The sequence below is a fragment of the Amycolatopsis taiwanensis DSM 45107 genome (genome assembly GCF_000519205.1).
GTDB classification, from domain to species: domain Bacteria; phylum Actinomycetota; class Actinomycetes; order Mycobacteriales; family Pseudonocardiaceae; genus Amycolatopsis_E; species Amycolatopsis_E taiwanensis.
Map to the genome: position 1 here is coordinate 29,702 of NZ_JAFB01000046.1, position 25,718 is coordinate 55,419.

Annotated in this window: 23 protein-coding genes and 2 pseudogenes; 12 read left to right on the forward strand and 13 right to left on the reverse strand. The window is 66.3% G+C overall.

All coding sequences use genetic code 11. The features are described 5' to 3' along the window. Positions 1–54 precede the first annotated feature (54 nt). Both A3CU_RS54770 and A3CU_RS0130640 read right to left on the reverse strand, forming a co-directional pair. Positions 55–498 (reverse strand): annotated as a pseudogene (locus tag A3CU_RS54770) (GH25 family lysozyme); the annotation flags it as partial. Further along, positions 485–889 carry a hypothetical protein gene (locus tag A3CU_RS0130640; RefSeq protein WP_156960641.1) on the reverse strand — a complete coding sequence of 135 codons (405 nt, stop codon included), beginning with the start codon at positions 887–889 and terminating at the stop codon, positions 485–487. The gene A3CU_RS0130640 and the pseudogene A3CU_RS54770, both read right to left, overlap by 14 nt. A 257-nt stretch (positions 890–1,146) precedes the next feature. On the opposite strand from A3CU_RS0130640, the gene A3CU_RS52870 reads away from it, so the two are divergent. Beyond that, entirely contained in the window at positions 1,147–1,461 is a 315-nt protein-coding gene (locus tag A3CU_RS52870; protein WP_156960642.1) for a hypothetical protein, read from the forward strand. 73 nt (positions 1,462–1,534) lie between these two features. On the opposite strand, the gene A3CU_RS52875 is transcribed toward A3CU_RS52870, so the two are convergent. The 3 genes from A3CU_RS52875 to A3CU_RS0130655 all read right to left on the reverse strand — a co-directional run bounded on the left by A3CU_RS52875 (position 1,535) and on the right by A3CU_RS0130655 (position 3,638). Further along, on the reverse strand, positions 1,535–1,762 hold the full coding sequence (locus A3CU_RS52875; protein ID WP_156960643.1) for a CBS domain-containing protein: 228 nt from the start codon (positions 1,760–1,762) through the stop codon (positions 1,535–1,537). Positions 1,763–2,039: 277 nt separating this feature from the next. After that, positions 2,040–2,909: a class I SAM-dependent methyltransferase gene (locus tag A3CU_RS0130650; RefSeq protein ID WP_027945486.1), complete on the reverse strand. Its 870-nt coding sequence runs from the start codon at positions 2,907–2,909 to the stop codon at positions 2,040–2,042. 123 nt (positions 2,910–3,032) lie between these two features. Continuing rightward, a complete protein-coding gene (locus A3CU_RS0130655) occupies positions 3,033–3,638 on the reverse strand; it encodes a helix-turn-helix transcriptional regulator (RefSeq protein WP_027945487.1) in 606 nt (201 codons plus the stop codon). 103 nt (positions 3,639–3,741) lie between these two features. On the opposite strand from A3CU_RS0130655, the gene A3CU_RS0130660 reads away from it, so the two are divergent. The 3 genes from A3CU_RS0130660 (at position 3,742) to A3CU_RS55250 (ending at position 6,722) form a co-directional block, all read left to right on the forward strand. Then, the gene (locus A3CU_RS0130660; RefSeq protein WP_245617423.1) at positions 3,742–4,749 is read left to right on the forward strand and encodes an NAD(P)/FAD-dependent oxidoreductase; all 1,008 of its coding nucleotides are present in this window, start codon (positions 3,742–3,744) and stop codon (positions 4,747–4,749) included. A gap of 96 nt (positions 4,750–4,845) precedes the next feature. Continuing rightward, on the forward strand, positions 4,846–6,447 hold the full coding sequence (locus A3CU_RS0130665) for an MFS transporter (RefSeq protein ID WP_027945489.1): 1,602 nt from the start codon (positions 4,846–4,848) through the stop codon (positions 6,445–6,447). A 143-nt stretch (positions 6,448–6,590) separates the two neighbouring features. Beyond that, on the forward strand, positions 6,591–6,722 hold the full coding sequence (locus A3CU_RS55250) for a hypothetical protein (protein ID WP_281174165.1): 132 nt from the start codon (positions 6,591–6,593) through the stop codon (positions 6,720–6,722). Between the two features lie 317 nt (positions 6,723–7,039). Here A3CU_RS55250 and A3CU_RS47515 read toward each other — a convergent pair. Further along, positions 7,040–7,372: pseudogene (locus A3CU_RS47515) on the reverse strand (alpha/beta hydrolase); the annotation flags it as partial. Positions 7,373–8,121: 749 nt separating this feature from the next. Between A3CU_RS47515 and A3CU_RS52880 the strand changes: the two are divergent. The 3 genes from A3CU_RS52880 (at position 8,122) to A3CU_RS0130685 (ending at position 10,667) form a co-directional block, all read left to right on the forward strand. Further along, complete coding sequence (locus A3CU_RS52880; protein WP_245617427.1) at positions 8,122–8,571, forward strand: tetratricopeptide repeat protein; 450 nt, start codon at positions 8,122–8,124, stop codon at positions 8,569–8,571. Between the two features lie 274 nt (positions 8,572–8,845). Continuing rightward, positions 8,846–9,694 carry an SAM-dependent methyltransferase gene (locus A3CU_RS0130680; RefSeq protein WP_027945491.1) on the forward strand — a complete coding sequence of 283 codons (849 nt, stop codon included), beginning with the start codon at positions 8,846–8,848 and terminating at the stop codon, positions 9,692–9,694. A gap of 280 nt (positions 9,695–9,974) precedes the next feature. Next, positions 9,975–10,667, forward strand: a complete 693-nt coding sequence (locus A3CU_RS0130685) for a hypothetical protein (RefSeq protein WP_156960645.1) — start codon at positions 9,975–9,977, stop codon at positions 10,665–10,667. On the opposite strand, the gene A3CU_RS51630 is transcribed toward A3CU_RS0130685, so the two are convergent. From A3CU_RS51630 to A3CU_RS55955, 3 genes are all read right to left on the reverse strand, one after another. Next, complete coding sequence (locus A3CU_RS51630) at positions 10,622–10,963, reverse strand: hypothetical protein (protein WP_084144003.1); 342 nt, start codon at positions 10,961–10,963, stop codon at positions 10,622–10,624. The two genes, A3CU_RS0130685 and A3CU_RS51630, sit on opposite strands and share 46 nt — an antisense overlap. Then, positions 10,960–11,175, reverse strand: coding sequence for a hypothetical protein (locus tag A3CU_RS47520; RefSeq protein WP_052372458.1), 216 nt, complete (start codon positions 11,173–11,175; stop codon positions 10,960–10,962). The genes A3CU_RS51630 and A3CU_RS47520 overlap by 4 nt, the downstream gene beginning before the upstream one ends. A gap of 160 nt (positions 11,176–11,335) precedes the next feature. Further along, a complete protein-coding gene (locus A3CU_RS55955) occupies positions 11,336–11,596 on the reverse strand; it encodes a transposase (RefSeq protein ID WP_483756961.1) in 261 nt (86 codons plus the stop codon). Positions 11,597–11,826: 230 nt separating this feature from the next. Here A3CU_RS55955 and A3CU_RS0130695 point away from each other — a divergent pair, with 230 nt between their 5' ends. Continuing rightward, the gene (locus tag A3CU_RS0130695) at positions 11,827–15,045 is read left to right on the forward strand and encodes an AAA domain-containing protein (protein WP_027945493.1); all 3,219 of its coding nucleotides are present in this window, start codon (positions 11,827–11,829) and stop codon (positions 15,043–15,045) included. Positions 15,046–15,473: 428 nt separating this feature from the next. On the opposite strand, the gene A3CU_RS0130700 is transcribed toward A3CU_RS0130695, so the two are convergent. Further along, entirely contained in the window at positions 15,474–16,886 is a 1,413-nt protein-coding gene (locus tag A3CU_RS0130700; RefSeq protein ID WP_043843141.1) for a hypothetical protein, read from the reverse strand. 1,545 nt (positions 16,887–18,431) lie between these two features. On the opposite strand from A3CU_RS0130700, the gene pqqA reads away from it, so the two are divergent. The 4 genes from pqqA (at position 18,432) to pqqE (ending at position 20,672) form a co-directional block, all read left to right on the forward strand. Beyond that, positions 18,432–18,536: a pyrroloquinoline quinone precursor peptide PqqA gene (gene pqqA / locus A3CU_RS0130710; protein WP_027945495.1), complete on the forward strand. Its 105-nt coding sequence runs from the start codon at positions 18,432–18,434 to the stop codon at positions 18,534–18,536. A gap of 75 nt (positions 18,537–18,611) precedes the next feature. Continuing rightward, a complete protein-coding gene (gene pqqC / locus A3CU_RS0130715; protein WP_027945496.1) occupies positions 18,612–19,304 on the forward strand; it encodes a pyrroloquinoline-quinone synthase PqqC in 693 nt (230 codons plus the stop codon). 2 nt (positions 19,305–19,306) lie between these two features. Further along, positions 19,307–19,597, forward strand: a complete 291-nt coding sequence (gene pqqD / locus A3CU_RS0130720) for a pyrroloquinoline quinone biosynthesis peptide chaperone PqqD (RefSeq protein ID WP_043843144.1) — start codon at positions 19,307–19,309, stop codon at positions 19,595–19,597. Further along, positions 19,590–20,672, forward strand: coding sequence for a pyrroloquinoline quinone biosynthesis protein PqqE (pqqE, locus tag A3CU_RS0130725; protein ID WP_027945498.1), 1,083 nt, complete (start codon positions 19,590–19,592; stop codon positions 20,670–20,672). The genes pqqD and pqqE overlap by 8 nt, the downstream gene beginning before the upstream one ends. Before the next feature lie 137 nt (positions 20,673–20,809). Here pqqE and A3CU_RS0130730 read toward each other — a convergent pair whose 3' ends face one another. The 3 genes from A3CU_RS0130730 to katG all read right to left on the reverse strand — a co-directional run bounded on the left by A3CU_RS0130730 (position 20,810) and on the right by katG (position 25,696). Then, positions 20,810–22,495, reverse strand: a complete 1,686-nt coding sequence (locus tag A3CU_RS0130730; protein WP_027945499.1) for a PQQ-dependent dehydrogenase, methanol/ethanol family — start codon at positions 22,493–22,495, stop codon at positions 20,810–20,812. Between the two features lie 92 nt (positions 22,496–22,587). Then, entirely contained in the window at positions 22,588–23,052 is a 465-nt protein-coding gene (locus tag A3CU_RS0130735) for an MSMEG_3727 family PQQ-associated protein (protein WP_027945500.1), read from the reverse strand. Positions 23,053–23,446: 394 nt separating this feature from the next. Further along, positions 23,447–25,696, reverse strand: coding sequence for a catalase/peroxidase HPI (katG, locus tag A3CU_RS0130740; protein ID WP_027945501.1), 2,250 nt, complete (start codon positions 25,694–25,696; stop codon positions 23,447–23,449). Positions 25,697–25,718: the final 22 nt, after the last annotated feature.

Consider the following 25,718-nt stretch of genomic DNA (forward strand, 5'->3'; position numbering starts at 1 on the left):
GAACGGGCCCGAGCTCGCGTACTGGAAGAACGTGTACACGCTCCAACTGGGCGGGATAGTCGGCGCACCACCCGTGTCCGAATTGGACGGGGCGATCCACAGCGGATCGTCACCGAAGCCGGCGTCGTTGCCCGTGCAGTTGCTCCACCAGCCGTTGGTCGTATAAATCACCGGCCACCGATTCGTCCGATCATGAACCGTACCCGCGAAATCAGCAATCCACGCCGTCATCCGCGCCGGGCTCAACCCATAGCACCAGCCGGTCCAGTCTGTCGAACCATACGGGTTGTACTCGATATCCAACACCGGCGGCAACGTACGCCCATCCGCCACCCAACCCGCCCCATGGGAGAGGAAGAACATCGCCTGCGCCGCGCCCGAAGACTCATCGGGCAACGCAAAATGATAACCACCCCGCACAAGCCCCGCGTTCGCCGAACCCGCATAGTTCGTGTCAAACATCGGGTTCAGATACGCCGTGCCCTCACTCGCCTTCATATAAGCGAACTTCGCGCCACCCGCCGCCACCGCAGCCCAATATCGCGCCGACCGGGATCTGCCGCACAATCTCGTCGAACCGCTCCGTGGAACTGGTTGGAACGAACGCGTACATGCGTGTCCAGTTCAGTCCGGGCGCATCCGCCAGAGTGACCGTATTCCACGGCGGTTCAGAGATCTCTGCCTGCCGCTCGACCGTCGGCCGCTCGGAGGTCAGCCGGTCCTCGTCCAGCCCCTCGTTGATCAACCAACGCAGGAACGGAAGGACGCCCTCGTCCAGCACCGCGGTCTGCCAGCTCCGCAAGGCCCGTTCGGCCTCGCCGCGTACCTCGTCCATATCGACGACACCAAATTCGGTGTGAGTGAAGATCCAGGTGAGCGAACCCGTCATCGCGCCGAACATCGTGGGGTACAGCCACGGGTATTGACCAGCCTGGTTCGGTCTTCTTCCCTCCCCTTCGCGATGGTTATCTGGGCTAGCGGACCTGGCGTGGATAGCGGGCCGTACACACTCGATATCGTCGCGCACCCGGAATGTTCGGGACACGGCCAAACGGATGCGTCCCGCGGGTTGGTCGCAGCGAACTGCCCGGTCTTGGGCACCGGTCGACAGCCAGCTTCTTTCGGGCGTCGCGCGGTGCCCGTGCCGTGCCGCCACCCGCACGATGCCGCGGCCCCTGTCCACCAGACCGGGAACGGTCCACGGCCGATGCTGCCGATCAGGTCAATGGCCTCCTCGGCCAGGACGGCGGCGGCTCGGATGAGTTGGTTTCGGGCGGTGTTCAGGGCGATGGCGAAGCTGGCGCGGTCAGGGTGGTTGTGGTGGCGTCGGTGACCGCGATCCAGTTGATGGAGGCGCTGGTGGCCAAGCGCCGCCCCGACCGGCCGGTACCGCCGATGGCCGGTACGGCCGATGGCCGGTACCGCCGTGGTCGGGGCGGTTGTGCATCTGCTGGCTTCTGACTGCTTTGCTGCCGTGTCCGGATTGGTCTGAGGGCGCCGTTGAGGGTGACGTTTCCAGCACTGACCTGGACGGTTACCTCGGCGGCTCCGGGGTGGGTGCCGACGACGAGTTCCTCGGTGTCCTCTCGAAGGCGGCGTCGCCGTGCAGGAACAGACGCAGGGCGTCGAGGAGGGCGAGTACGCCGACTAGCCGGTGGATGCGATCCCCGACGCACAGTTGACGGAGCTGGGCGCTGGCGAGGCTGCGCACGGCGGCACGAAGTGGGGCTTCGGCACCGATCGTGGTTGCTGGTGTGCTCATCAGGTCTGCCGCAGTCCTGGCCGAGGACTTGTGCCAGCGTGCCCGGGTCCGGGAGCTGGCCAGCAATCGCCAAGATCCAGAGCGTCTCCGTCGGCACGCTGTACAACTGCATCCCGGACCTCGAGGGGCTGCGGAACTCGCGAGTCTCACGGCAGTTGGAAGGGAGCAAGTAGCCGCCCGCTGCTACTTTGCACCGTGGGTCAGAGATAGGACTCCGGGGCCAATACATTGGGTGCTGGGGCTGTCGCGCGGGCAATCCCCGCGCCGGGATGGGGCGTCAGTTGCGGCGCGCGGCCCAGACGGTGTGCTCGGTGCGTACCGCGAGGTCGTCACGGCGCAGGATGCTGTGCGGGCTGCTGGTGTCGAGCAGTCGGTCGAGTGCGGTGAGGTCTTCCGTCGCAAGCTCCGTGGCGGCGGCGCGGATGCGCTGCAGCGCGCCCAGGGCGTAGCGGCCGATCGCCGCGTTGTGGGACCCGTCGATGTCGATGGCGACGGTGAGTTCGCCTGCGACAGCGAATCCGGCGGTGTTCAGCATGGGTCCCCAGTCGGCGCCGCGGTGGGGCAGGCGCTGGGCGTGGAAGCGGTCGGTCGCGGCGTGGACGCGGTCTTCCAGGCCGGGCCGGTCGGCGGGGGCGTTCTCGGGCAGGAAGCGGGGGAGGCCGGCCATTTCGACGATGGCGAACAGGCCGTTGGGCGCGAGCAGGTCGCGGACGGTGCGCAGGGTGTGGTCGGGGTCGGCCATGTGGTGCATGGAGCCCGACGCCCACACGAGGTCGGGTGTTCCGAGGTCGGGCCAGGTGGCGTCGTCGAGGTCGGCCAGCACGGTGCGCACGTGCTCGTCCACCCCGCGGGCGCACGCCTTCTCCCGCAGCCGTTGCAGGTGCCCGGGCGAGGCGTCGACGGCTAGGACGTGCGCCTCGGGGAAGCGCTCGAGGAGCGCGAAGGTGCCCGCTCCCGTACCGGAGGCCAGATCCACGATCTGGCGCGGGTCGCTCTTCAGGGGCAGCCACTTGATGATGGCGGCGATGTGCTCGGCGAGGACTTCCGCGTCCAGGTCGAGGATCTCCGCCTGCCCGCTGTCGGCGCCGCATTGCTGGTGGTGGCCGTGTTCGTGGTGGCCCTCGTGAGCGGCGTGTGTTTGCGTCATACCGCCACATTAAGCGCGCCATGCGCTTTCGGCACATCCTCTTGCGGATTACGCAAGACGATGGCGCTGTGTGCTGCCGGGCGCGCACGGTGCACCCGTACGAGGGCGGGTCGGCCGGTGTGGTTACGGGCTGGCGCTTTGCGCGTCGCTGTCGCCGTTCTCGCGCTGATCGTCGGTCTCGCGATGTCCGCGGCGGGCGTCGCGGTCGAAGATGAACATGACCTCGCAAGGGCGGCCCTCGGCGCCGATGGCGTGCGGCATCATGGTCGGGAACTCGGCGGCCTGGTTGGTCTCGATGCGGAAGCGGCGGTGGCCCAGCATCAGGATCGCGGTGCCTGATAGCACGACGAGCCATTCCCGGCCCGGGTGGGCGCGCATCGTGGCGGGATTGTCGGGCGGCGGCTCGGTCAGCCGCCGACGCATGATGCTCATGGCCGGGTCGCCCTTCATCGGCCAGCTCAAACCGTGGGCACCGTGGATCATGGGGCTGATGACCACGTCGTCGGCGGCGTTCTCGACGAGCTGATCGAGGGTGGTGTCCAGGGCACGGGCCAGGGTGACGAGCTGGTCCAGCGCCAGGCGGCGCTGGCCGCTCTCGATGCGGCTCAGCGAGGACTGGCTGAGGTGGGCGCGGGTGGCCAACTCCTCCAGGGACAAGCCCTGCGCGACCCGCAGGGCGCGGATGCGTTTGCGTACGAGGCTGTCCAGCGAGTCATCTTCTTGCGTCATAGGCAACATTCTATGCCTTAGATGCAATTCGGGGTTAACTCGAACGCAGACAGCCCGGATCGGCTGGGGCCGCACACTACAGAAAGGGCGCGAGGAGATGTCCGTGCCGACTTCCGCGTACGACAGCGACGCACTGCCCGGTGAGACCGTGGACGCCGTGGTGATCGGCGGCGGCGCCGCGGGCCTGAACGGTGCGCTGATGCTCGCCCGCTCCCGCCGCTCCGTTGTCGTGATCGACAACGGCACGCCCCGCAACGCGCCGGCCGAGGCCGTGCACGGCTTCATCGTGCTGGACGGTACGCCGCCCACCGAGATCCTGAAGCGCGGCCGGGAGCAGGTGCGCCAGTACGGCGGCCGGGTCGTCTCCGGCGAGGTGGCCTCGGCTGAACCTGCCGCCTCGTCGGCCGACGGGGATCTGCGTTTCACCATCACCCTGGCCAACGGCCGGACCATCACGGCACGCCGTGTGCTGGTGGCCACCGGCCTGCGAGACGTGCTACCCGATATTCCCGGGCTCGCGGAGCACTGGGGACACAGCGTCGTGCACTGCCCGTACTGCCACGGCTGGGAGGTACGCGACGAGCCCATCGGCGTCCTCGCCACCAGTGCCGCATCCATCCACCACGCCCTGCTGTTCCGCCAGTTGACCGACGACCTCGTCTACTTCACCCGCGACACCACACTCGACGAGAACACCCGCGCGCGCTTCGCCGCCAGGGGCATCCGTATCGTCGACACCCCCGTGGAAGAGGTCGTGAAGGCCGACGACGGCGGTGTCGCGGGCGTGCGCCTGGCCGACGGCGCGTTCATGGCCCGCCGCGTTCTCGCGGTCGCCACCCGGATGCAGGCCCGCACCGAGGGCCTGGAGGGGCTGAAGCTGCCGATGGAGGACCTGCCCGATGACATGGGCCGCCGCTTCGCCTCCGGCATGGCCGGCACCACCGAGGTGCCCGGGGTGTGGGTGGCCGGCAACGCCACCGACCTGACCGCCCAGGTCGGCGCCTCCGCTGCGGCCGGCGCCCTGGCCGCAGCCCACATCAACGCCCTGCTGGCCACGGCCGAGGCCGACGCGGCCCTCGCCGCAGCCCAGAGCGGTACCACCACCGCCTGACATCCGCGGCGCGCACTGCCGCTCCTTCCATCCGCAATCCTGCGTCCGGGCAGGGTCCGACGCCGAGCTCCCCCATGCCCTTTTGGAGAGGAATCCATGAGTACGAACCAGCCCGCACAGGAGCCCGCCGCCGTAGCCAGCGGCGAGGGCGGCGCGCCGGACGCGCGTCAGCTGCGCACCATCCTGATCGCCGTCTCCATGGCGCTGATGGCCGTCATCGCGTCGGTGTCCGGGCTGAACGTCGCCCAGACCCACATGGCCGTCGAGTTCGGGGCCTCACAGAGCACGGTTCTGTGGATCATCAACGTCTACACCCTGGCTCTGGCCGCGCTACTGCTGCCGCTCGGCGCGATCGGTGATCGCCTGGGCCGCAAGCCCATGCTGATCGCCGGGCTTGGCATCTTCGGTGTCGCAAACGTCGTGGCGGGCCTGGCCCCGACCACCGAGGTCATGATCGCGGCCCGTGTGGCCAGCGGTATCGGCGCCGCGATGATCATGCCGATCACCCTTGCCGTCATCACCTCCACCTTCCCCGAGGAGCAGCGCGGCAAGGCGATCGGCGTGTGGACCGGCGTCGCCGGAGGCGGCGGCGTCCTGGGCATGTTCCTCTCCGCCCTGCTGGTCGATGTCGCGGACTGGCGCTGGCTGTTCGTGCTGCCGGTGGCCCTGGTCATCGTGGCCCTGGGCATGACACTGAAGTCGGTGCCCAACTCCCGTGAGCGCTCGGCCCATTCCTTCGACACCATGGGCGCGCTGGTCTCCACCGTCGCCGTCATCGGCCTCATCTTCGTCCTGCAGGAAGGGCCCGAACGCGGCTGGGCCGCCCCCGCGACGCTGATCAGCCTCGCCGTCGGCCTCATCGCCGGCATCGGCTTCGTGGCCTGGGAGCTGCACCGCCGAGACGCATCACTGCTGGAAGTACGCCTGTTCCGGGAGCGCGGCCTGGCCGGCGGTTCGCTCACGCTACTGGTGGTCTTCGGTGTCCAGGCAGGCATCGCCGTGGTCCTGTTTCCATTCTTCCAGGCGGTGCTCGGCTGGTCTGGACTGCTGTCGACGGTGGCCATGATGCCGATGGCCGTCATGATGATGACGACCTCCGGGCTGGCCCCCAAGATGGCCGCCCGCATCGGCTCCCGCTCGACCATGGCCGTGGGCATCGCCCTGGCCGGTGTGGGCCTGGCGCTGATGGCGCTGTTCGTTTCCCTGGAAGGCGGCTACCTGACCATCCTGCCGGGCATGCTCGCCATGGGCATCGGCATGGGCCTGTCCATGACGCCTTCCACCGAGGCCATCACCAGCTCGCTGCCGCGTGACAAGCAGGGCGTGGCCTCCGCACTCAACGACATCACCCGCGAGTTCGGCACCGCGCTGGGCGTCGCCATGTTGGGTGCGCTCCTGTCCGCCGGCTACCGCAGCGCGATTGACAACCGGCTGCACGGCGTCCCCCAGGGGGCCGCGGACACCGCCCGCGAAGGCATCGCCAACGCCGTCGAGGTCTCGGGCAGCACCGGCTCGCACACCCAGCAGATCGTCCATGCCGCCCAGCAGTCCTTCATCGACGGCTGGCAGCAGGCCATGTGGGCAGGCGTCGCCGTCATGGGCGCGCTGTTTCTCTACATCGCCCTGCGCGGCCCGAAGAACCCCGCCCCCGCGGCGGTGGACGAGGCCGAGGCCGCCGAGACGATCGCCGCCGGGTGATCGCGTAGGGAACTTGAACCGGCTTGAACAGAGGGCCTCTTGAGTCGATGGCAGGGCGGCGGGCAATGTCTGCCGCCGCCCCGCCCCGACTCAGCGGCGCTCCGCCACAGCCACAACACCCCCACACCGCAGACGCTCTGTGCGTGTCCATAGTGGACGTCGATGGGGTGGTGGTAGCCGATGCCGGAGTGGTAGCGCTCGGTGTTGTACCAGGTGAAACGGTCGATGATCGCGTTCGATCACTGGATACCAACTTCACCGCATCAATCATCTGATGGTGGGAAACGGAAGCTAGCGACGTCCCCTCCACCGCGGATGGCCTGTCGGCCCTCTCGCTCCCGGTTAACGCGACGCTCAAGCTCGGTATGATCCACGCCATAAGCGAGCAGTAGGAACCGAGACACGTGATCGTCCATTTCGGATCAGATGCAAACCTGCAGCGCATCCCTCTACCAGGACACAGGCCCATCTAGACACGGCTACTGCGGCGAGAAACTGGCCACCGCCATAGAGGAAGGCCGGGACCTGTCCTCGATGAGCGGCATCCTGACCGGCAGCTCCTATCGTCTGCTGCCGGCCTGTCGGCCCGGTTTCACTTCAGGTGCCGGGCGAAGAACCGGCTCCCGTCGTCCCCCTCGAACTGCGGGACGCCGGTATGCCCGCCCATATTGGCGTGCAGCGTCTTCTCCTTGGAGCCGAAGGCGTCGAACAGGCCCATGGCCAGTTGCCGGTCGTTTCCTTCGTCGTCCCACTGCAGCAGGACCTGCAGCGGAATGGTGACCTGCCGGGCCTCCTCGAACAGGGCGCGGGGCACGAAACTCCCGGCGAACAGAAGAGCGGCCGAGATGCGCGGCTCGACCACCGCCAGCCGGAGGCCGATGGCGATCACCCCTCCCGCGTAGCCGACCGGGCCGCCGACCTCGGGCCAGCGAAAGGAGGCAGTGAATCGCATGGTCGTGCCTTTCGGGAGTGCTCGTGAACGGCGCTCCCGGACGACCTATCGTCCGACCGTGACCCTCGAGGGGAGCACCCATGTCGATACGTTCACGGCTACCACCTCCTCGTTCTCTCGCACGGCCTCCGGCAAAGTAGCAGTGGCCGCAGTCGAGTTTTCGCGGCGGCTCCGTGGCCGGATGTCACGGAGCCGCCAAGAAGACCTGGGAATCCCCGCCGCCTGAGATGGAACCTGGGAAACCGGGCTACCCCGCCGGTCGGCCCGCCCGCAGCCGCCGTCTATAGCTGGGAGTCGCATCGATCGACGCACCGATCGCGGACAACTGCCAAATACCAATGACAACGGCCAAATATCGCTGACAGTCACAGCGTGTCCACACCAGACACGTGTGTCTTGTTTGACGAATCGCTTGACATGGAGGCGGCGACGAAGCGTCCATAGTCTTATAGCCCGCACTACCGGATGCGCACCGGCGGGCCACGCCCCGGCCGGGGCATGACCATCCCATTCCGCACCAACACAGACGGAGTTCGTCATGTCCCGTAGTAACCGCAAGAACCACACCGCGGCCGCGCCTGTCCCGCAGGACGAACCGACCGCCGAGGACAAGGTACGCGCCGCGCTGGCTGGCAAACCTGGTTCCACCACCGCCGAGCTGGCAATAGCGGCCGGGTCGGCCGTTCGACCGCGGCGACGTCTGCATCGACGAGGCCGACGCGATCTTCACGGGCCTCGGATTCGCCTTCGGCCTCGCGTTCACACGCTCTGCTCTCGCCCACTTCCACCAAGCTGAGGGCGACCCCGCCGCCGCCCGCCGAGCCGCCAGCGACGCGCTGGACTTCGCCCGCCCGATCCCCTCGCCCCCGCTGCTGAGCCGCACGCACCACCAGTACGGGCTGATGCTGCTGTCCCAGCAGCAGCCCCGGGCAGCCCTGGACCATCTCGACACCGCTCTCACACTCCGCCGCGGCAGCCGAGAACGCTGGGGGGAAGCCGAAACTCTCATCGCCCGTGCGGAAACCCTCACCGCCCTTGGCCAGCCCACCGCCGCCCGCGCCAACTACCGCGAAGCCGCGAACATCCTCGCCGAACTCGACGACCCCCGGGTCACCGACGTCCAAGCCCGCATCGCCACGCTATCCACCCAACCGCAGCACAACCCCATGTAGTCCACCGGTTCAGTCCAGGCGCCTTGGTGAGTGGCGGTGATCTGGTGGGTCAGCCACGCCTGCCGGATCATGCGCGTCGCCGGTGAACGCAAGCGGGCGCCATAGAAGCCCGAGCGGACCCGGGCGAACCGGTAAAAGGGGTCGCGTGTGTCCGATGGACACCGTCGCGATCATCTGCGGGGCCGACAGGGCACACTGGTAGCAACTGTCCATGATCACTCCGCTGAGCGAGATGGGGTAAGTGATGATCCCGGTTGATGGTCCCGTGCGGGCGATGTCGAAGGACGTTGCCGAGCGGCTGCTGAGCGAGTCGATGAACAAGGCGCATGAAGGCAGGGTCTACGACTTCTACCTCAGCGGAACCTCTAATTACGCCGCCGACCGCGAGTTCGCCAAGGAACAAATCGCGCGGGTGCCCGACCTGCCATGGGCCGCGCGGCAAAACCGCCGGTTTCTCGGACGCGCGGTCCAGCACATGATCAACCAGGGCATCCGGCAGTTCATCGACATCGGCTCGGGGCTGCCCACCGAGGGCAACGTGCACCAGGTCGCGCAGCGCTTCGCCCCCGGCGAATGCCGTGTGGTCTACGTCGATCACGACCCCGTCGCCAGCGCGCACAGCTACCTCCTGCTCGAAGGTGCCGACCAACTCGACCGGAATCGGCCGATCAACGGCGACCTCCTTCGGTACGAGCAGTTGTGGGAAACCATCAACGACACCGGTCTGATCGACCCCACCGAACCAGTCGGACTGCTTCTGGTCGCGGTCCTGCATTTCCTCCCCAACGACCTCAACCCGCACCAGGCGGTCGCGTTCTACCGCGACCAGGTGCCCGCCGGCTCTCACCTCGCCATCTCACACGCCAGCGTCGATGGCATGCCACAAGAGGCAATCGACGCGCTGCTGGCGGTTCTGAACGACTACGACCGGACCACGGCGCGCGCGTTGTCGCGCACCCGCCCCGAGATCCGGGAGTTCTTCGGCGAGTGGCCGCTGCTGGAACCGCCGGGAATCGTATGGACCCCAGAATGGACCGTCGACGGCATCGAGAACGACACCATCGTTGGCGACATCGACGCCTACCAGTCGCAGATCGTCGCAGGAATCGCCCACAAGCCCTGACGGGCCACCACACATTTGCGGTCAGCCTGGCGCTGTGATGGCAAATGTGATTGTGGAAAGTGGTGCTCGCCGTTGGTTGGCGGTGACCCGCTTGTTGACGCAACGGACCGCGTTCACCCTGGGCTCCCCAGTCGACTCGGCTACCCGTGCCCGGTTCCCTCGGATTTCGCCGGCACCGTCTGGAAGGTCCACTCGTCGCCATCGATCCGGTATTCCCGTCCGCATCGGGGTCGATGCGCCACGGCAGGTAGCCGTCGAGGGCCCGCAGATGCTGGTGGCCATGGACCAGGGTGTCGCCATCGAAGTACACCTGCGGGTGGTTGTCGGGAACGCGCTCGTGGCGCGTGGTGGACCAGACCGCCACGGCTTCGGCGATCTCGGGCCGGAACACTGGGATGCACGGGTGGATGCCGGGGCGGGTTTCGACCCGAGTGGGGAAGCCGCTCATGGGCAGGTTTGCGGGGTCGCAGGTCACCAGGGCTTCACCTGGGCGCAGGTGGTGGCGTTCGGCGTCGCGCAGCACGCTGAGGTGGTGGTCGGACCGGGCGGGGATGCGGGTCGGGGCGGAGAGAAACCAGCGGCCGAGGTCCCCGAGCGGGTAGCGTCCGTCCTCGCCGAGAGCGATCTCGTGGCGCTGATGAGCGGCTTTCTTGGTGAAAATCACCAGCAGTTCCTCCTCGAAGCGGGCCAGCGGGTACCAGTCCGGATCGTGCGGGTAGAACAGGTTGAGCCAGTCGCACAGGGCCTCGGCGACCTCCCGCCGCAGGCGGGGCCGCACCCACAGCCCGTGGTGGCGGCGGGGTTCGATCACGGCGGGAACGCTGACCTGGTGCGGCTCGGCGGCCTCGGCGGGCACGAGGTCGATCCAGTACTCGCCGGCGGTGAGGTCGGTGCCTGTGGACAAGGTCGTGTCGGTGGTGAGCGTGCTCATCGCTGTTCTCCTTCGGTGTTCGGTGTCGGGGTGCCGGGGTGAGTCCAGCGGTACGTGGCCGGGTCCCACGTGGCTGTGGTGAGGAGGCGGTTGAGGTCGGGCATGCCGGGGCCGAGCATCCAGCCGAACTCGATGCATTCGGCCTCCCCGGGCCAGCGTCCGGTCCCCACGTCCTGCGGGCAGCGGCACGAGGGCGAGTGGCCGAGGCGCTGAAGCCCAGTGGCTGGACAGCGGGCCACGTCGCAGCCGTCGAGGTGGGCTTGGCCGGTCCCGACCCCGCAATCCGGGCAGCGCCGCTGCAGCGGCCCGGTGTCGGTTTCCGACGAGTGGGTCGTCATGCCGTCCTCCCGGGGTGGTCGTGGTGGATCTGGAGAAACTCGGTCCACTGGCGGGTTTCGTAGCTGAGGTAGCTGTCGTGCAGCCGCACGTCATGGGCGAGCAGCTGGCGGTGGGCGGCGACCAGCCCCGCTCCGGCGGTGATTGCCTCGGCAAGGCGCAGATGCATGCGCGCCCAGTCCGGGCAGCGTTCGTACTCGAGGGCGACCTCCACGAACCTTACGAACCGCCTGCTCAGTGGGTATAGGCGACCGCAAAATATGTTCGTTTTGTCGAACCATCACGGTGCGTCGCTCCTGCGCCAGCGTGGATCGGTGCTGGGATCGGGTGGCGCGCTGGACGGGGCGATCGGCGCCCGGCTGGGTCGTCGAGCCCTAGCTTGACCTTGTCGGTGATCTTGGAAGCGTCGGGGTCAGCTGCTGACGGGCCGTAAGGACTTCAGTCGAGGGATCCCGTGCTGGTCCATCCTGGAAGGCGGTCGGTAGCCAGGGAGGGACTGCTTCGCCGGTCGGCGGCATACCGCTGAGGCGCTCGATACTCACGGCGATAGCCGTGAAGACATGTTGCAGGTGGGCCTTCGGCTGTCCCCGGTAGCGGCACCGGCGCATCCCGTGTCCGTGGACGGAGTTGCACACTAACCACCCGCCTACAGTTGGTTGGTTGACAGCGCTGTCACTGTGCTGGAAGTCATCCAAGTGAACGCTCCACCACCGACTGGCCTCAGGCAGGATGAAGTTCGTCTGGACCGCGAGGTCATGCCTTCATCGGATCTTGCTCCATCCTTGTTATCTCTCTGTGGTAGCGCACCGATCCCTGGTTTACTCGGTAACCCAGAGGTGATCGATCATCACGGGGGGACAGATCGGTGTCGCTAGCCGAGTGGAAATCCGAGGCCATCAGTGCGGTAGAGCATTGGCTCACTCTGCAACCCGGGCCATCGGCGCAGCAACGGTGGAAACCCATCGGTAGTGCCAAAGAAGGCAACGAACCTGGCTGGCTTCTACTGGACAAACGGGGCGACCCGGTCAAGCTCGACACGCTCAATGACCTGTGTTTCGCCGGGAACGGTGGCCCGGACGTGGATACGGCGTATCCAATCGAAACATTTCGGCAGGTCGACGGGGTGCTGCTACTCAAGGAGCCGGCCGCCTTGCCCAAGCGGAGCCGGACAGTGTGGAGCAGGAGCATGTCCGTCCGGTTGCTCACCGAGAAATTGATCAGCGGATTGCGCGAATCCGGCAATGCACACATAGCGGATGCGTTCGCGACCGACCGTCTGGCGCCCCACCCAATGCGCGGAATTCCGGCGCCTCCCGGCTTGGTCGGGGCGCAGGCCGATGCCTATCGCGCGTGTTTGAGCGAAGGCGTTCGGCTGGTGTGGGGACCGCCGGGGGCCGGCAAAACGAGGGTACTCGCCCGCGCGATCGAGGATCTGGTCAACGGCAGCAAGCGTGTGCTGCTGGTGTCCACCGCAAACGTGGCTGTGGACAACGCCCTGCACGCCGTGGTCAAGGCCATGCGACCCAAACGAGGGGCCGCGATTCGGGTCGGCCCGGCACAGCTGGCTGAGGTGGCGAACAATCCGGATGTACATCTGCAGCAACTCGCCGCTGCTGCCTCCAACGAGGTCGACCGCGAACTGCGCACGATTGAACGGCAACTCGCCGAGCTTGACGGCCTGGATACCGAAATCGCCACATTGTCCGAGCAGGTCGGTGATTTCGCCCCCACCACCTACCGGGCGGCGTTAGAGCGGATCGAGAATGGACGAGAATTTGACAAACTCGCCCTGCTGATTCGTGATGCCGAAGCGCTATGGGAAGCAGCCGACAGAAAAGCCACTGCCAAGCGAGCCGCCGCACAGCAGGCCCAGAACGAATGGAATCGTATTGCAGGCGCACGCGAGGCGCTGAACAACGCTCAGGAGCTGACCGCTCAACTCAACCGTCTCGTCGTCCAGCACAAGAGTAAGCAAGCGGAGGTGACCGCGGCTGAACTCCGGTTGACAGCGGCAGACGGTTGGCTGGCGACCAGAAAAGCCAAGCGTGCTCGCGACAAGGCCGCCGAGGAGCTACACGCGTTTGAGCAGCTTGCCGCGGTGCGACATCGCCAATTGTCCGAATTGATTGGCGCGCACCGTGCGAGCGCTCAGCCGATCACCGGGGACTACGTGGCCAAGGTGGACACCGATCTCGGGAAGGCGCGCAAGGCTGTCGACCAAGCCGATCAATCCGAAGCCGCCGCGCTGTCACGACTGCGGGAATTGCGCGACCTTCGCCAGGCCAGACAGGACCGCGGCCTGCCCACCGATGTCGACCACGAGTATGTGCGCCAAGCTCGCTCGGCCGATCTGCCCGGCAAGTTCGAGCGGCTGGAGCGGGTCAGGGGACAGCAGCGAAATGCCGCTTCCCAGCGCGGCAAGCTGGAAGAAGCGCATCGCCTGCTGGTGAACAGGTCCCGCAAACTACGCCGGGATGCAGAGAAGCTGTTGGTCGAGGAAGCCGGCTTGGTGGCTACTACCCTCGCCCGCTCGCGGATGCACCCAGCCCTGGCCAAGGCGGATTTCGATGTCGTACTGGTCGACGAGGCTGGCGCGGCCGTCCTCGCCGAGGTGCTGCTTGCCCTGTGCCGGGCGACGAAAACCGCCGTCCTGTTCGGCGATTTCCTCCAGCTTCCCCCGGTGCAGGACAGGAATCTCGCAAACAGCACCCATGAACAGCTGCGGCGCTGGGTGTTGCCGAACCCGTTCACGCATGCGGGCATCCGCACGCCGAACGATGCGCTGCAACATCCGGGATGCGTGACCCTGCTACACCAGTTCCGCTTCGGCCCAGGTCTGCGGCAGCTGGCTAATGACGTGATCTACGAGGTCCTTCGTGACGCAAGCGATCTGCCCGGGGTACCCGCCCGGCAGGACACCGAGATCGTGTTTGTCGATACGAGCAGCCTCGGTGAGATGGGTGAGGTTCGCCGACCAGGCGGAAAACGCGGCTGGTGGCCAGCGGGACTGGTACTGTCCAGGGCGTTGGCCGAGCATCATCTGCCCGAGGACAACGAGGTCGGCATCGTCACGCCGTACACCCTCCAACGGGACGCGACCCTGGCCGGCCTGAGAGATCGCGGCCTCGTCGCCGGTGTTTCGGTCGGCACCGTGCATGCATTCCAAGGTCGGGAGTTTCCCACCGTCGTGTTCGACCTGGTTGAGGACGGCAACGGCTGGGTGGCCAAGTCACGGCGAGATGCGGGTACCTGGGAGGATGACGGCGTCCGGCTTTTCGGTGTCGGGATCACCAGAGCACAACACCGCCTCTACCTGATCGCCGACCTTGGCGCAGTACAACGGGCGGCCCATGGGCCGCTTGCCGCCCTGACCGCTGCGCGACGCCGAGGACGGGTGCGGCTGTGGAGCGCCGCTGCGCTGCTCGGCATGGAGGAACCGCTACCGCAGTTCGTGGACAACGCGTTCACCGAGGTCAGTGAGATGCTTCGGCAGCTGGTCACGGCGAGCGACATCAGCGACGAAAAGACCTTCTACATCGAACTGGAAGGGCGGCTTCGGTCGGCGACCCGCCAAGTATGGATGTGGTCGCCGTGGATCTCCACCCGCGCCAAACAGGTTGTTCCCCTAATAGCCGGCACCGTCGCGAGGGGCGTGGACGTGCGTGTGTTCATCCGGCCGGACGAGGACCGCAACATGGCCAAGGGCTGGGCCCAAGATGAACTACCCGCGTTGCACGCTTCCGGGGCAACGGTCATCCGATCGCACCACGAACACCGGAAAATCGTGGTCATCGATGAAGAGGTCGTACTGTTCGGAAGCCTGAATGCTTTGTCAAGCAGTACGAAGAACGTTACCCGAGAAAGTATGCTCACGCTGGAAGGCAGCGAATTCGCCCACCGATTGCTCGAAGAGCTACGGGTACGCGACCTCGGCACGCTGCACTTATGTGAGCGATGCGGGAAACCATGCGAGGTCAGGCGCGCGAGCGGCCGGTCAACCGCGTGGTCGTGGTACTGCACGGCCTGCCGGAAACATGAGCCGGTGCCCGAACCGTCCCAACACTCCGCTGGCGGCCCGACATAACGTCGGGTAGCACAGTATCGAGGTAAAGATGGGGAATTAGATCTATCGGAGACCCGACACCGACCAAGGGCGTGAGCCGAAGCATAAATGTATGTAACAACCAGATGACCAACGTTGGAGGCATCGACGATGACGTGGCGACCAAGTTTGTAGAGCTTTCGCACGACTGCCTCGATCTCATCGAACTGCTTCGCCTGGACCATACCCGCTGCCTTCAGTTCGAACAGCGGCTGAAGGGTCCCGTGCTCCACGTCATCAACGGCGTTAATCGCCATGAATTCGCCTTGCTTCGCGCGGAGCGCGACCAACGTGCGGAACTCCCCCGGTGCGACCACAGCCCTCCAGTTACTGATTGCAACATGCTGGTTACAGATTTTCTGGAGGGGAAGATTGCTGTGCTTGCAGGTCAGCGGTTTAGGTATGCGGCTTCAGATCGAATCGTCCCGTTGGCGGAGGAGGCGCATGGCGAGCACGGTTCCATCCTGGTGAACCGACACCGGGCCGCCCCACGGGCCGTCCCAGGACTTGCTGGGCCAAGCGGAGCGGCGCTCGTAGATCTCGCGGCGGTACTGCTCCACTTGTCCTTCAGCCAAAAGGTCGAACAGGTCCTTCTCTACGCCGGAGAAGGCCTCAACGCGGGTCCCGTTCAGCCGGAAGACGTGGTCGGTGCCCGTGAAACAAGTGCCGAGGATGGTGTGGGCGGCATCCTGCACGCTATCGACGGCCGCGTGCGCGAAGCCGGTGAAGTGCTTCTTCCCTTGACGCTCGGTCAAGTACTGAGCGGTCGCTCCGCCGTCGCCGGCGAAGGCCGTCACTCCAGCGGCAGCCGTGCGCGCGAGCACCTTTGCAAACCAGCCATACAGCTCCGGCGTGACGTGAAAGCCGGGAACCGAGGCAGGGGTGTCGTTGCCCTCGGCGGGCAGTTGGATTTGCGGGAAGTGGTTCTCGTCCTTGAGCTCGACGTCCAGACCACCACCCTCGGCGTAGGTCCGGCCCAGCCAGCCACCACTTCCTTCGGCGCGAAGGGCGTGCACGGTGACATAGCCTTCCAGGGGCAGCTCGGTGCTGAAGATCAGCGCAGGGGTCTCGTTCCAGGTCCCGATGTGCACCCCTTCCACGTGAGCCGATGCCGAGGCGAGTTGGGTGTGGGAATACGTGGCGTTGCTGGCGTTGCTGTGGTTGCCCTTGCAGGCAATCGGAAGTGCCAGGGAAGGCTCTCCCGGCTTCCACAGCTCGGCAAAGAACTGCGGGCGGTAGCCGTAGCTATTTCGTGGGCCCTTATCTCTGCTGGTCAGAGCCCAGCCGGCGCGCAACGCCGTGTCCGCGGGCACGATCGAGACGACCCGGTCCGGATGGCGCCGCGCCAGAACCCGCCGGGCCAGCGCCAGCGCGAAGCCAATGCCGAGCTCGCTCGACTGGAGGGCCTTGTAGTGGTCAGCCGTCACCTTGCCCTCAGCGGACAGCTTCATGAAGGAACCGGCGTCGCCGGTCAGCGCCTGACTGTACTTCAGCGCGCCCCAGTGCTCGGCGAATCCGCGCGCGGCTCCTCTTCTCGACAACGCGATGGCTCGGCCGAGTACATGCAGCACGTCCCACGGCGTCAGCTGAACAGATCGCTCTCCCCACCCGGGCCCGGGTATGGGCTGGAGTCCGGGCTTCCGCCGTAGGACGTAGTCCTCGTCCTTCGATTTTTTCTCCTCGGCCTGCTTCTTACGCTTCTCGTTGTCCGCCGCTGCCGCGGCGTCGGCCACCGCGCCAACCAGCCCGGAATCCGAGCGAAGCGAGATGTTCGAGCATTGGGCGAGCTCCTCCAGCACCTTTTCTGCCGGCTTCAGCACCATTCCCCCTACGGGCCCACTACGCGGACTGCATTCGGTACTTCGTGATCGACACCGACGTACAACGTTACGTTTTCAATCACACGCGCGCTTCCGCGAAACGAGTGATGTGGGTCGAGGATCTCGGTTAGTCCACGGTGATGTGGCGCAGGCCGGCCCGTGCGACGGGGCGTTGAGGTTCAGGCGGTCTTGTGAGAGCTCCTTCCACCAGCCGTTTTCCACCTCCGTCGGTATCGACAGGTCCAAGATCATAAAGGGGACGCGAGTTGAAGTTCCTCGTGGACTCCTCGCCGCCGGACACGAACAGGCGTCAACGTGACGATGTCCTGCTTCGAAGGGCGCGGATCGCCGTGTTCATGGATGGCTGCTACTGGCACTTGTGCCCGGAGCACGCCGACCTGCCGAGGAGTAACCACGAGTGGTGGCGGCGCAAGTTGGAGGGCATCGTGCGGAGGGATCGGGGATACCGATCTTGAGCTGACGACGGCCGGCTGGCTCGTCGTTCGGGTGTGGGAGCACGAAGATCCCGAAGAGGCAGCCGACCGCATCGGTCGCGCAAATGGCCCGCGTTCGCAAGGGCTACCGGTCAAGTTGATGGCGCTGTGGTTATTGCGGCAGGCGAAGGTGGGTCGTGAGACACGTACGGCCGAGACGACCAGCGGGGAGGTGCGTATCCGAAAGGGATTTGCACCCCCACGGGTAAAGGCGCAGGCCAGAGAACTGAAGTGTTGGGTGGTCGACTACTTCCGCACCAAAAACCCAGGTCAAGGGGTTGGTCCGGGGCAGGCTCTGTGTCCGAGGACCGAGCTGAACCAAATCCCCAACCTCGTACACGGCACCGACCTGCGCCTTCCGTGACGTGATGCGCTTTGGCACCTGGATCGACACTTCGCCGATGGCGGGCCGTGACGGCCGGTTCAGGATGTCCAGCGCTTCGCTGACTTCCGCTCTGCCGCCAGTGAGTTACTGCAAAACCCGGACCAACACTCCCCTATTCCGAGTGGCCAGTGACCTCATAGGAGCCTGATCGCAGCATGTCCCATCACAGTCCTGTCCGCCCACCCGGCTGCGTCGCGACGGGAAGGACACGCAGTCAGTGCCAGGCGTCCGTTACAGACGGCTTTACCCGAGGTACGAGCGGTACCTCGCGGCGAACGAGCGGCTGCCCGGTTCCGCCTGGCTGGCCGTCTCTTGCCAGCCACTGAAGCGCCTCATACGCTCTAGCTCGGATCACGGATTCCGTTCAGACCAACGACCGGACCAATAAGACAGAACAACGACTCCGCCAGGCTGAAAGCGGACACGGTGTCAAGCCGAGGAATGCCGCGGCGGCCAGCAATCCTCGAGCGAAAACCCGCTATGTCCCGGTCCAGGATGTCCACTCGCAGGTAACGTGGCGACGCAGCCCGGGCGAGCGAAAGGCTGTTGTGCCTGGCCGTCGCCGGTGCTCCCGTGTTCTGCGGCTTCCCCGAGGATTCGTCGCTTTCGACAGGTACCGGCCGGCTGAGGTAGCCCCTTCCCACGAACGGCAGAGAGGAGGTGAGAGCTATGGAGTCTGTTGCCGCTCCCTCCCCGATGTGGGAGGCCCCGGAGTTCGACGAGGTCGCGGTCGCGCCTGAAGTGACGATGTACCTCGGCAGTCTGGAGGATTAGCGAGTTGGCGGGGGCGCAGGACCGAGATTCGGCGCCCCGCCGGCCTTCGTCAATCGAGGTCTGAGAGGTGCGATTATGACCGCCGCAATCCCGGCGACGGACGGCTTGATCGATACGCTGCGCTCGCACGCACGGCAGTACCACGACCATCATCCTTTCCACGTCGCGATGAACGCGGGACGGCTCAGTGCGCGGCAGATTCGGGGCTGGGTGGCGAACCGCTTCTACTACCAGCAGAACATCCCCCGAAAGGACGCCGCGATCCTGGCCAACTGTCCTGACCGTGCGGTACGGCGCCGGTGGATCCAGCGCATCATCGACCACGACGGCACCGCCGGCGGTGAGGGCGGCATCGAAGCGTGGCTGCGCCTGAGCGAGGCGGTCGGCCTGACCCGCGAGGAAGTGGAAGACGGCCGGCATGTGGTGCCCGGGGTACGGTTCGCCGTCGATGCCTATGTGACTTTCGCACGGACCCGGCCGTGGGTCGAAGCGGTGGCCTCGTCGCTGACCGAGCTCTTCGCGCCGGACCTGATGGCCGAGCGGCTCGCCGCGTTCGAGCGGTACTACACCTGGATCGACCGCGGCGGACTGGCGTACTTCCGTGCCCGGCTGCAGCAGGCGCCCCGTGACTCCGAACACGCCCTTCAGGTGGTGACCGAGCACTGTCGGTCCGCCGAGGACCAGGCCCGGGCGGTTGCGGCGCTGTCGTTCAAATGCGACGTGCTGTGGAGCATGATGGACGCGATCGATCGAGCCTACGTGGAGTGACGATGGGGACGGCGATCACCGCGGTCGACGCAACCAGCCGGCCCAAGCTCAGCAGGCATGTGCGATTCCGGTTCGACCGCACGCGCGACCGGCACGTGCTGTTGGGGCCGGAGACCGTCGTGGTGCTCAACGGGACAGGGGCGGACATCGTCGGCTTGTGCGACGGTGCTCGTACGGCGGCCGAGATCGTCGCCGAACTACGTGGTCGCTACCACCAGGTCGTCGACGAGGATGTGCTGCGGTTCCTGGCGCGTCTGGCCGCTCGACGCTGTCTGGAGCTCAGTAATGGATAGCCCCTTCGGCTTCGTGGCGGAGCTCACCTACCGGTGTCCGCTCGCCTGCGCCTACTGCTCCAACCCGGTCAACCTGTCCGACTACACGGATGAGCTGAATACGGCTCAATGGCGGCGGGTGCTGGCCGAAGCCCACGAACTCGGTGTCCTGCAATGCCATCTGTCCGGGGGCGAACCCCTTCTCCGCCGCGACCTCGCTGACCTCGTGGCGAGTGCGAACGACCTTGGCCTCTACACGAATCTTGTCACCAGCGCGATTGGCCTGTCCCGGCCCCGGGCGGAACAGTTGCGTGCCGCCGGCCTCGATCACGTCCAGATCAGCATCCAAGCCCACGAGGCCGCGTTATCTGACCAGATCGCGGGTACGCCGTCGTTCCAGCGGAAGATCGAGGCGGCTCGGATCGTGAAAGAGCTGGGTTGGCCGCTCACCCTGAACGTCGTACTGCACCGGCGGAACATCGACCGCATCGCCGAGGTTGTGCGTTGTGCCGAGCTGCTGGGTGCCGACCGCCTCGAGTTGGCCAACACCCAGTACTACGGCTGGGCCTGGCGCAATCGCGCCGCGTTGCTGCCGAACAGGGCGCAATTGGAACGTGCCGAGGAGGTGGTACGCGCCACCCGCGCCCGCCTGGCCGGCAGGATGGACGTCCTCTACGTACTTCCCGACTATTACAGCCAATACCCGAAGCCCTGTATGGGCGGTTGGGGAAAGCGTCAGCTCATCGTGACGCCCAACGGCGATGTCCTGCCCTGCCTCGCCGCCCACTCACTCGGGCTTCCCCGCGCGAGCGTGCACGAGGAGTCGCTGGCGTCGATCTGGGCCGGCTCACCGGTGTTCCAACGTTTTCGAGGGAACGGCTGGATGCCGGATCTCTGCCGGAACTGTGACCGCCGCGACATCGACTTCGGCGGCTGCCGGTGCCAGGCATTCCAGCTCACCGGCGACGCGTCCCGCGCGGATCCGGTCTGCCACCTCTCGCCGGACCACCATATCGTCACCGACGCCGTGCGGGCGGCCAACGAGACAACGTGTGCCGGCGAAGCCCTACTGGATCTTCGGCCGCACCGGGGTTAAGGTCACGCACCTTCGTCGAAAAGCCGTTCCGGACCGCATCAACGGTTCGCGGGAGTGGCGCTGCCGCTGGTGCACATCGTGAGTGGTTGGCCGGGTTCCAACCCGGCCAACCACTGAACACGGACTTTGAACGCACTCTAGTCCGGGAGGGCGAAGACGATCAGCGCGCTCCCGTGGCCGGCCCCGAGCATGCCGGGGAGGAATCCCTCGATCCAGCCGCCCCAGCCGACCGGCACGGCGATGTACTGCTTGCCATCGACCTGGTAGGTAATCGGGCTGCTGTGGTGACCGCTTCCGCACTGGAACTTCCAGAGATGCTCCCCGGTGCGGGCGTCGAGCGCGTTGAACTCCCCGGACGGCTCACCGGCGAACACCAGGTCGCCGCCCGTGGCCAGCACCGACGCGCACATCGGCAGGTCGGCGCGCCACCGCCACTTCTCCTCGCCATTGGCATCGAATGCGCTGATGCATCCGGTCATGTCGTCGGCATCGACCTGAACGCCCGCGCCCCAGTACGGAATGCTTTCCTTGAATTCACGGCGCCTCCGGGTGGCGGTGGCGCCGGTATCCTGCACCGGCACGTAGAACAGCTCGGTCGCCGGGCTGTACGCGGCGTGTGTCCATTCCTTGGCGCCGGCCGGCCCCGGGTAGAAGTGGACCGGTTCTCCCTCCTTGTCGGGATACTTCCTGGGTGTCACCTTGCCGTCCCTCGTGATCGCACCCCAGTCGATCCGGTCCACGAACGGGGTGACCTGCACCAGCTCGCCGTTCGTGCGATCCACGACGAAGAAGTAGCCGTTCTTGTCGAAGTGCCCGAGCAACTTGCGGCCGTCCGACTCGAACAGAATGCACTCCGAAATGCTGTCGTAGTCCCAGACGTCGTGCGGTGTGCACTGGTAGTGCCAGCGAATCCGGCCGGTGTCGACGTCCACCGCGACGATGCTGTCGGTGAAGAGATTGTCGCCCTCGCGGACTCCTCCGTCGAAGTCGGGCGCCGGGTTGCCGGTGCCCACGTACAGCAGGTTGGTCTCCGGGTCGAAGGTGCCGGTGAGCCATGGGTTCGCACCACCCCGCGCCCAGGCGTCGCCGTCGGCGGGCCAGGTCTCGGAGCCGGGCTCCCCCGGCTTGGGCACCATGTAGCAGCGCCAGACGTGCTCTCCGGAGTCGATTTCGAACGCGTCCAGGTGACCACGCACGCCGAACTCTCCGCCGGCGCTCCCGACGATGACCAGGTTCTTGATGACCAGCGGGGCTTGCGTAGCGCTCTCCCCGGCCCGGACATCTCCGGTGGTCTTGTCCCACACGCGCTTGCCGGTGGTGGCGTCGAGCGCGAGCAGGTGGGCGTTCGCGGTGACCATGAAGACCTTGCCCTTGGCCACGGCGACGCCACGGTTCACGTTTCCGCAGCACAACGACACGTCGTAGGGAACCGCGTGCTTGTACCGCCAGAATTCCTGACCGTTGGTCGCGTCGAGTGCCCAGAGCCAGCCGTCCCACCCGGAGACGTACATGACCCCGTCGACGACGATCGGGGTGGCCTCGAACGCGTACGTCGACGCGCCCGCGATCATGCCGCTGGTACCGGCCTGGAACATCCAAGCGGGCCCGATGCGCTTGACGTTCTCTGTATTGATCTGGTCCAGCGGGCTGTACCGGTGACCGTTGTAGGTGCCGTAGTAGGTGAGCCAGTTCTGCGGTTCCGATCGGGCATCGAGAATCCGCTCGTAGGTGACGTTCGACACCACCGCCGGCGCTGTCCCGACCTTGCGGCTCAGTGTTCCCTGGTCGATGGCCTCGCCGGCATCGACGTATTCGACGGTCATTGACTGCTCCCTTCTGATGTCTCACACGCCGACGGGCTCGAACCGCGCTCAGTACCTCTGATCACTTCAAACGCGGCGCCAGTCGCGCGAGTCTACGGCCGTGGCTGGTCGGGGCGATCGAGGCGGGCCTCCGGCGGAACGTCGCCCAGCACGACGATGGCTCCGGTCAGCCCGCGTCCTTCGTCGTTTCCGGTGGGCGAGGAATACCAGTAGCAGCCCGGCCCGTCCAGGTTGAGGGTCGCCCTTCCCCGGGAATGGTTCACCAGCCAGATGAATTTCCGGTCGCCATTGCTCGGCAGCAGCGCGCAGTGCGTGTTCAGATCGTCATTAATGAGTTCGAGTTCGAGGTCACCGCCGTGCGGCAGGACCAGGATCCCGGGATCCCAGCCGATTTCATCGGGCCGGATCCGGATCGTCGCCGCCATCCGGCCATCGGCCCGCTCCGTGGCCCGGCCAATGCTCCCGGTCCCCAGCATTCGACCGATCGCCGCCTTGTTCTGCCCGTCCAGCCCGAGCTCACTCAACAGGTCGGCTCGCTCCTGCGCGCTTGTCGTCACCGGACTTCACCTCCTCATCATCGATCCCTGTCTCAACTTGTCGCATCGCTCGGCTCGCGGCACTCGGCTACTAGACGCATCTGGTTGTCATCGGATCCCGATTCGCCATGGCTCCAGTGGAAAAATCGAATGCGTCAATCCGCAAGACGGCTACGAGTTCAACTTCGCCGCAGCGAAGCTGTATCTGCTCATTAATTATTCTAATTGAGAGCGAGATTTTCGAGTCGACACGTAACGAAGCAGTATTCTACGTCGCATGAATCCGCACCGACAAGGACGATCGCGATCCCGGGGCGGCCGTGCCGTTCGTGGGCCACGAGCTACCGTTCGTACCAGGCACGGCGCCGATACCGGCCAAGGCATGGCTCCCGGGCCTCGAGCTCCCGCCGGACGATCAGGCGAGGTCGTACCGGTCGAGGTTCATGACCTTGTCCCACGCGGCCACGAAATCACGTACGAACTTCTCCCCGGCGTCGGCGCTCGCGTAAACCTCCGCGAGTGCGCGCAGCTCAGAGTTCGAGCCGAAAACGAGGTCGACGCGACTACCGATCCACCTGACCTCGCCGCTGATCCGATCGCGGCCCTCGAAAACCTCCGGGACAGCACTGTTTCTGCCGTTACGTGCCGTCGCAGCCCATTCCGTGCCCATGTCGAGCAGGTTCACGAAGAAGTCGTTGGTCAACGAACCCGGCCTCGAAGTGAACGCGCCCAGCGGAGACCGCTTGTGGTTGGCACCCAGCACCCGCAGCCCACCCACGAGGACGGTCATCTCGGGTGGGCTCAGGGTCAGCAGGCTCGCGCGGTCAACGAGAAGGTACTCCGACGGCAGCCGGTTACCCTTTCCGCGATAGTTGCGGAACCCGTCGGCGGTCGGCTCGAGCGCGGCGAAGGATTCCACGTCGGTCCACTCCTGCGACGCGTCCGTGCGTCCCGGGGTGAAGGGGACCGCTATATCGTGGCCGGCATTCTTGGCGGCCTGTTCGACGGCGGCGCACCCGCCGAGCACGACGAGGTCGGCGAACGAGATCCTCTTGCCTTGACATTGTGAGTCGTTGAACCACGCCTGAATCCGCTCCATGGTGCTCAGTACCTTCGCCAGCGTGCCGGGGTCGTTGACCTCCCAGTTCCGCTGGGGCTCCAGGCGGATACGCGCCCCGTTCGCCCCGCCGCGCTTATCGCTGTTGCGGAACGTCGATGCCGAAGCCCACGCGGTCGACACGAGTTGGGAAACCGACAGCCCTGAGGCGAGAATCCGGCTCTTGAGCGCGGCGAGGTCCGCCACGCCGACCAGCTCGTGATCCACGGCGGGGACCGGATCCTGCCAGATCAGCGCCTCGGCGGGGACCAGCGGCCCGAGGTAACGCTGGATCGGCCCCATATCGAGGTGCGTCAGCTTGAACCAGGCCCTGGCGAACGTGTCCGCCAACCGGTCCGGGTTTTCCAGGAAGTGCCGCGAGATCGACTCATAGACCGGGTCGGCCTGCAGCGCAAGGTCCGTCGTGAGCATCGTCGGAGTGCGTCTCTTCGACGGGTGGTGGGGGTCCGGCACGCTGCCGGCCCCGGCGCCCTCGCTCGGAATCCACTGCCATAGGCCGGCGGGACTGAGCACCACGTCCCACTCATAGCCGAACAGGGTCTCGAGAAAGCTGTTGTCCCACCTGATCGGGGTCGGTGTCCAGATTCCCTCGAGCCCGCTGGTGATGGCGTCTTCGCCCTTGCCGGTGCGGTAGCCGTTCTTCCAGCCAAGGCCTTGCTCCTGCAGCGGAGCGCCCTCGGGCTCGGGGCCGAGATTCTGGTCCACTTTGGCCGCGCCATGGGTCTTGCCGAACGTGTGCCCACCGGCGATCAGTGCGACGGTTTCCTCGTCGTTCATCGCCATGCGCCGGAACGTCTCGCGGATGTCCCGGGCCGCGGCGAGCGGGTCCGGCACGGTGCTCGGGCCCTGCGGGTCGACGTAGATGAGCCCCATCTCGGCGGCCGCCAACGGTTTCTCCAACTCACGGACGCCGGTGTGGCGCTCGTCGCCGAGCCAGGTGCGCTCCGGCCCCCAGTAGGCGTCCTCATCGGGTCCCCAGGCGTCCTCGCGGCCTCCGGCGAAGCCGAAGGTTTCCAGGCCCATCGTCTCCAGGGCGCGGTTGCCCGCGAAGACCATCAAATCGGCCCAGGAGATCTTGCGGCCATACTTCCGTTTCACCGGCCACAGCAGTCGGCGCGCCTTGTCGAGGTTGCGATTGTCCGGCCAGCTGTTCTGTGGCGCGAAGCGCTGCATACCCGCGCTCGGACCGCCCCGCCCGTCGCCGATGCGGTACGTCCCGGCGCAGTGCCACGCCATCCGGATCACGAGCGGCCCGTAGTGGCCGAAGTCGGCAGGCCACCAGTCCTGCGAAGTCGTCAGCACCTCGTCGACGTCGTTCGCCAGCGCGTCGAGGTCGATGGTCCGGAATTCCGCGGCGTAGTCGAAATCCTCTCCCAAGGGGTTGGCCATGGCCTGCTGCTTCCGCAGGATTTCGAGGTTGAGCCGGCCGGGCCACCAGTCGCGATTGGACCCGCCCGCGGCCGGATGGTTGCGGCGCCGGATCACCCGGCGCGCGCCCGCGCTCTGGTCGTATGTCTTGCCGACGACGGCGTCAGGGCTCTCCGGCACGGGGCTCCTTATCGGTCGGGCC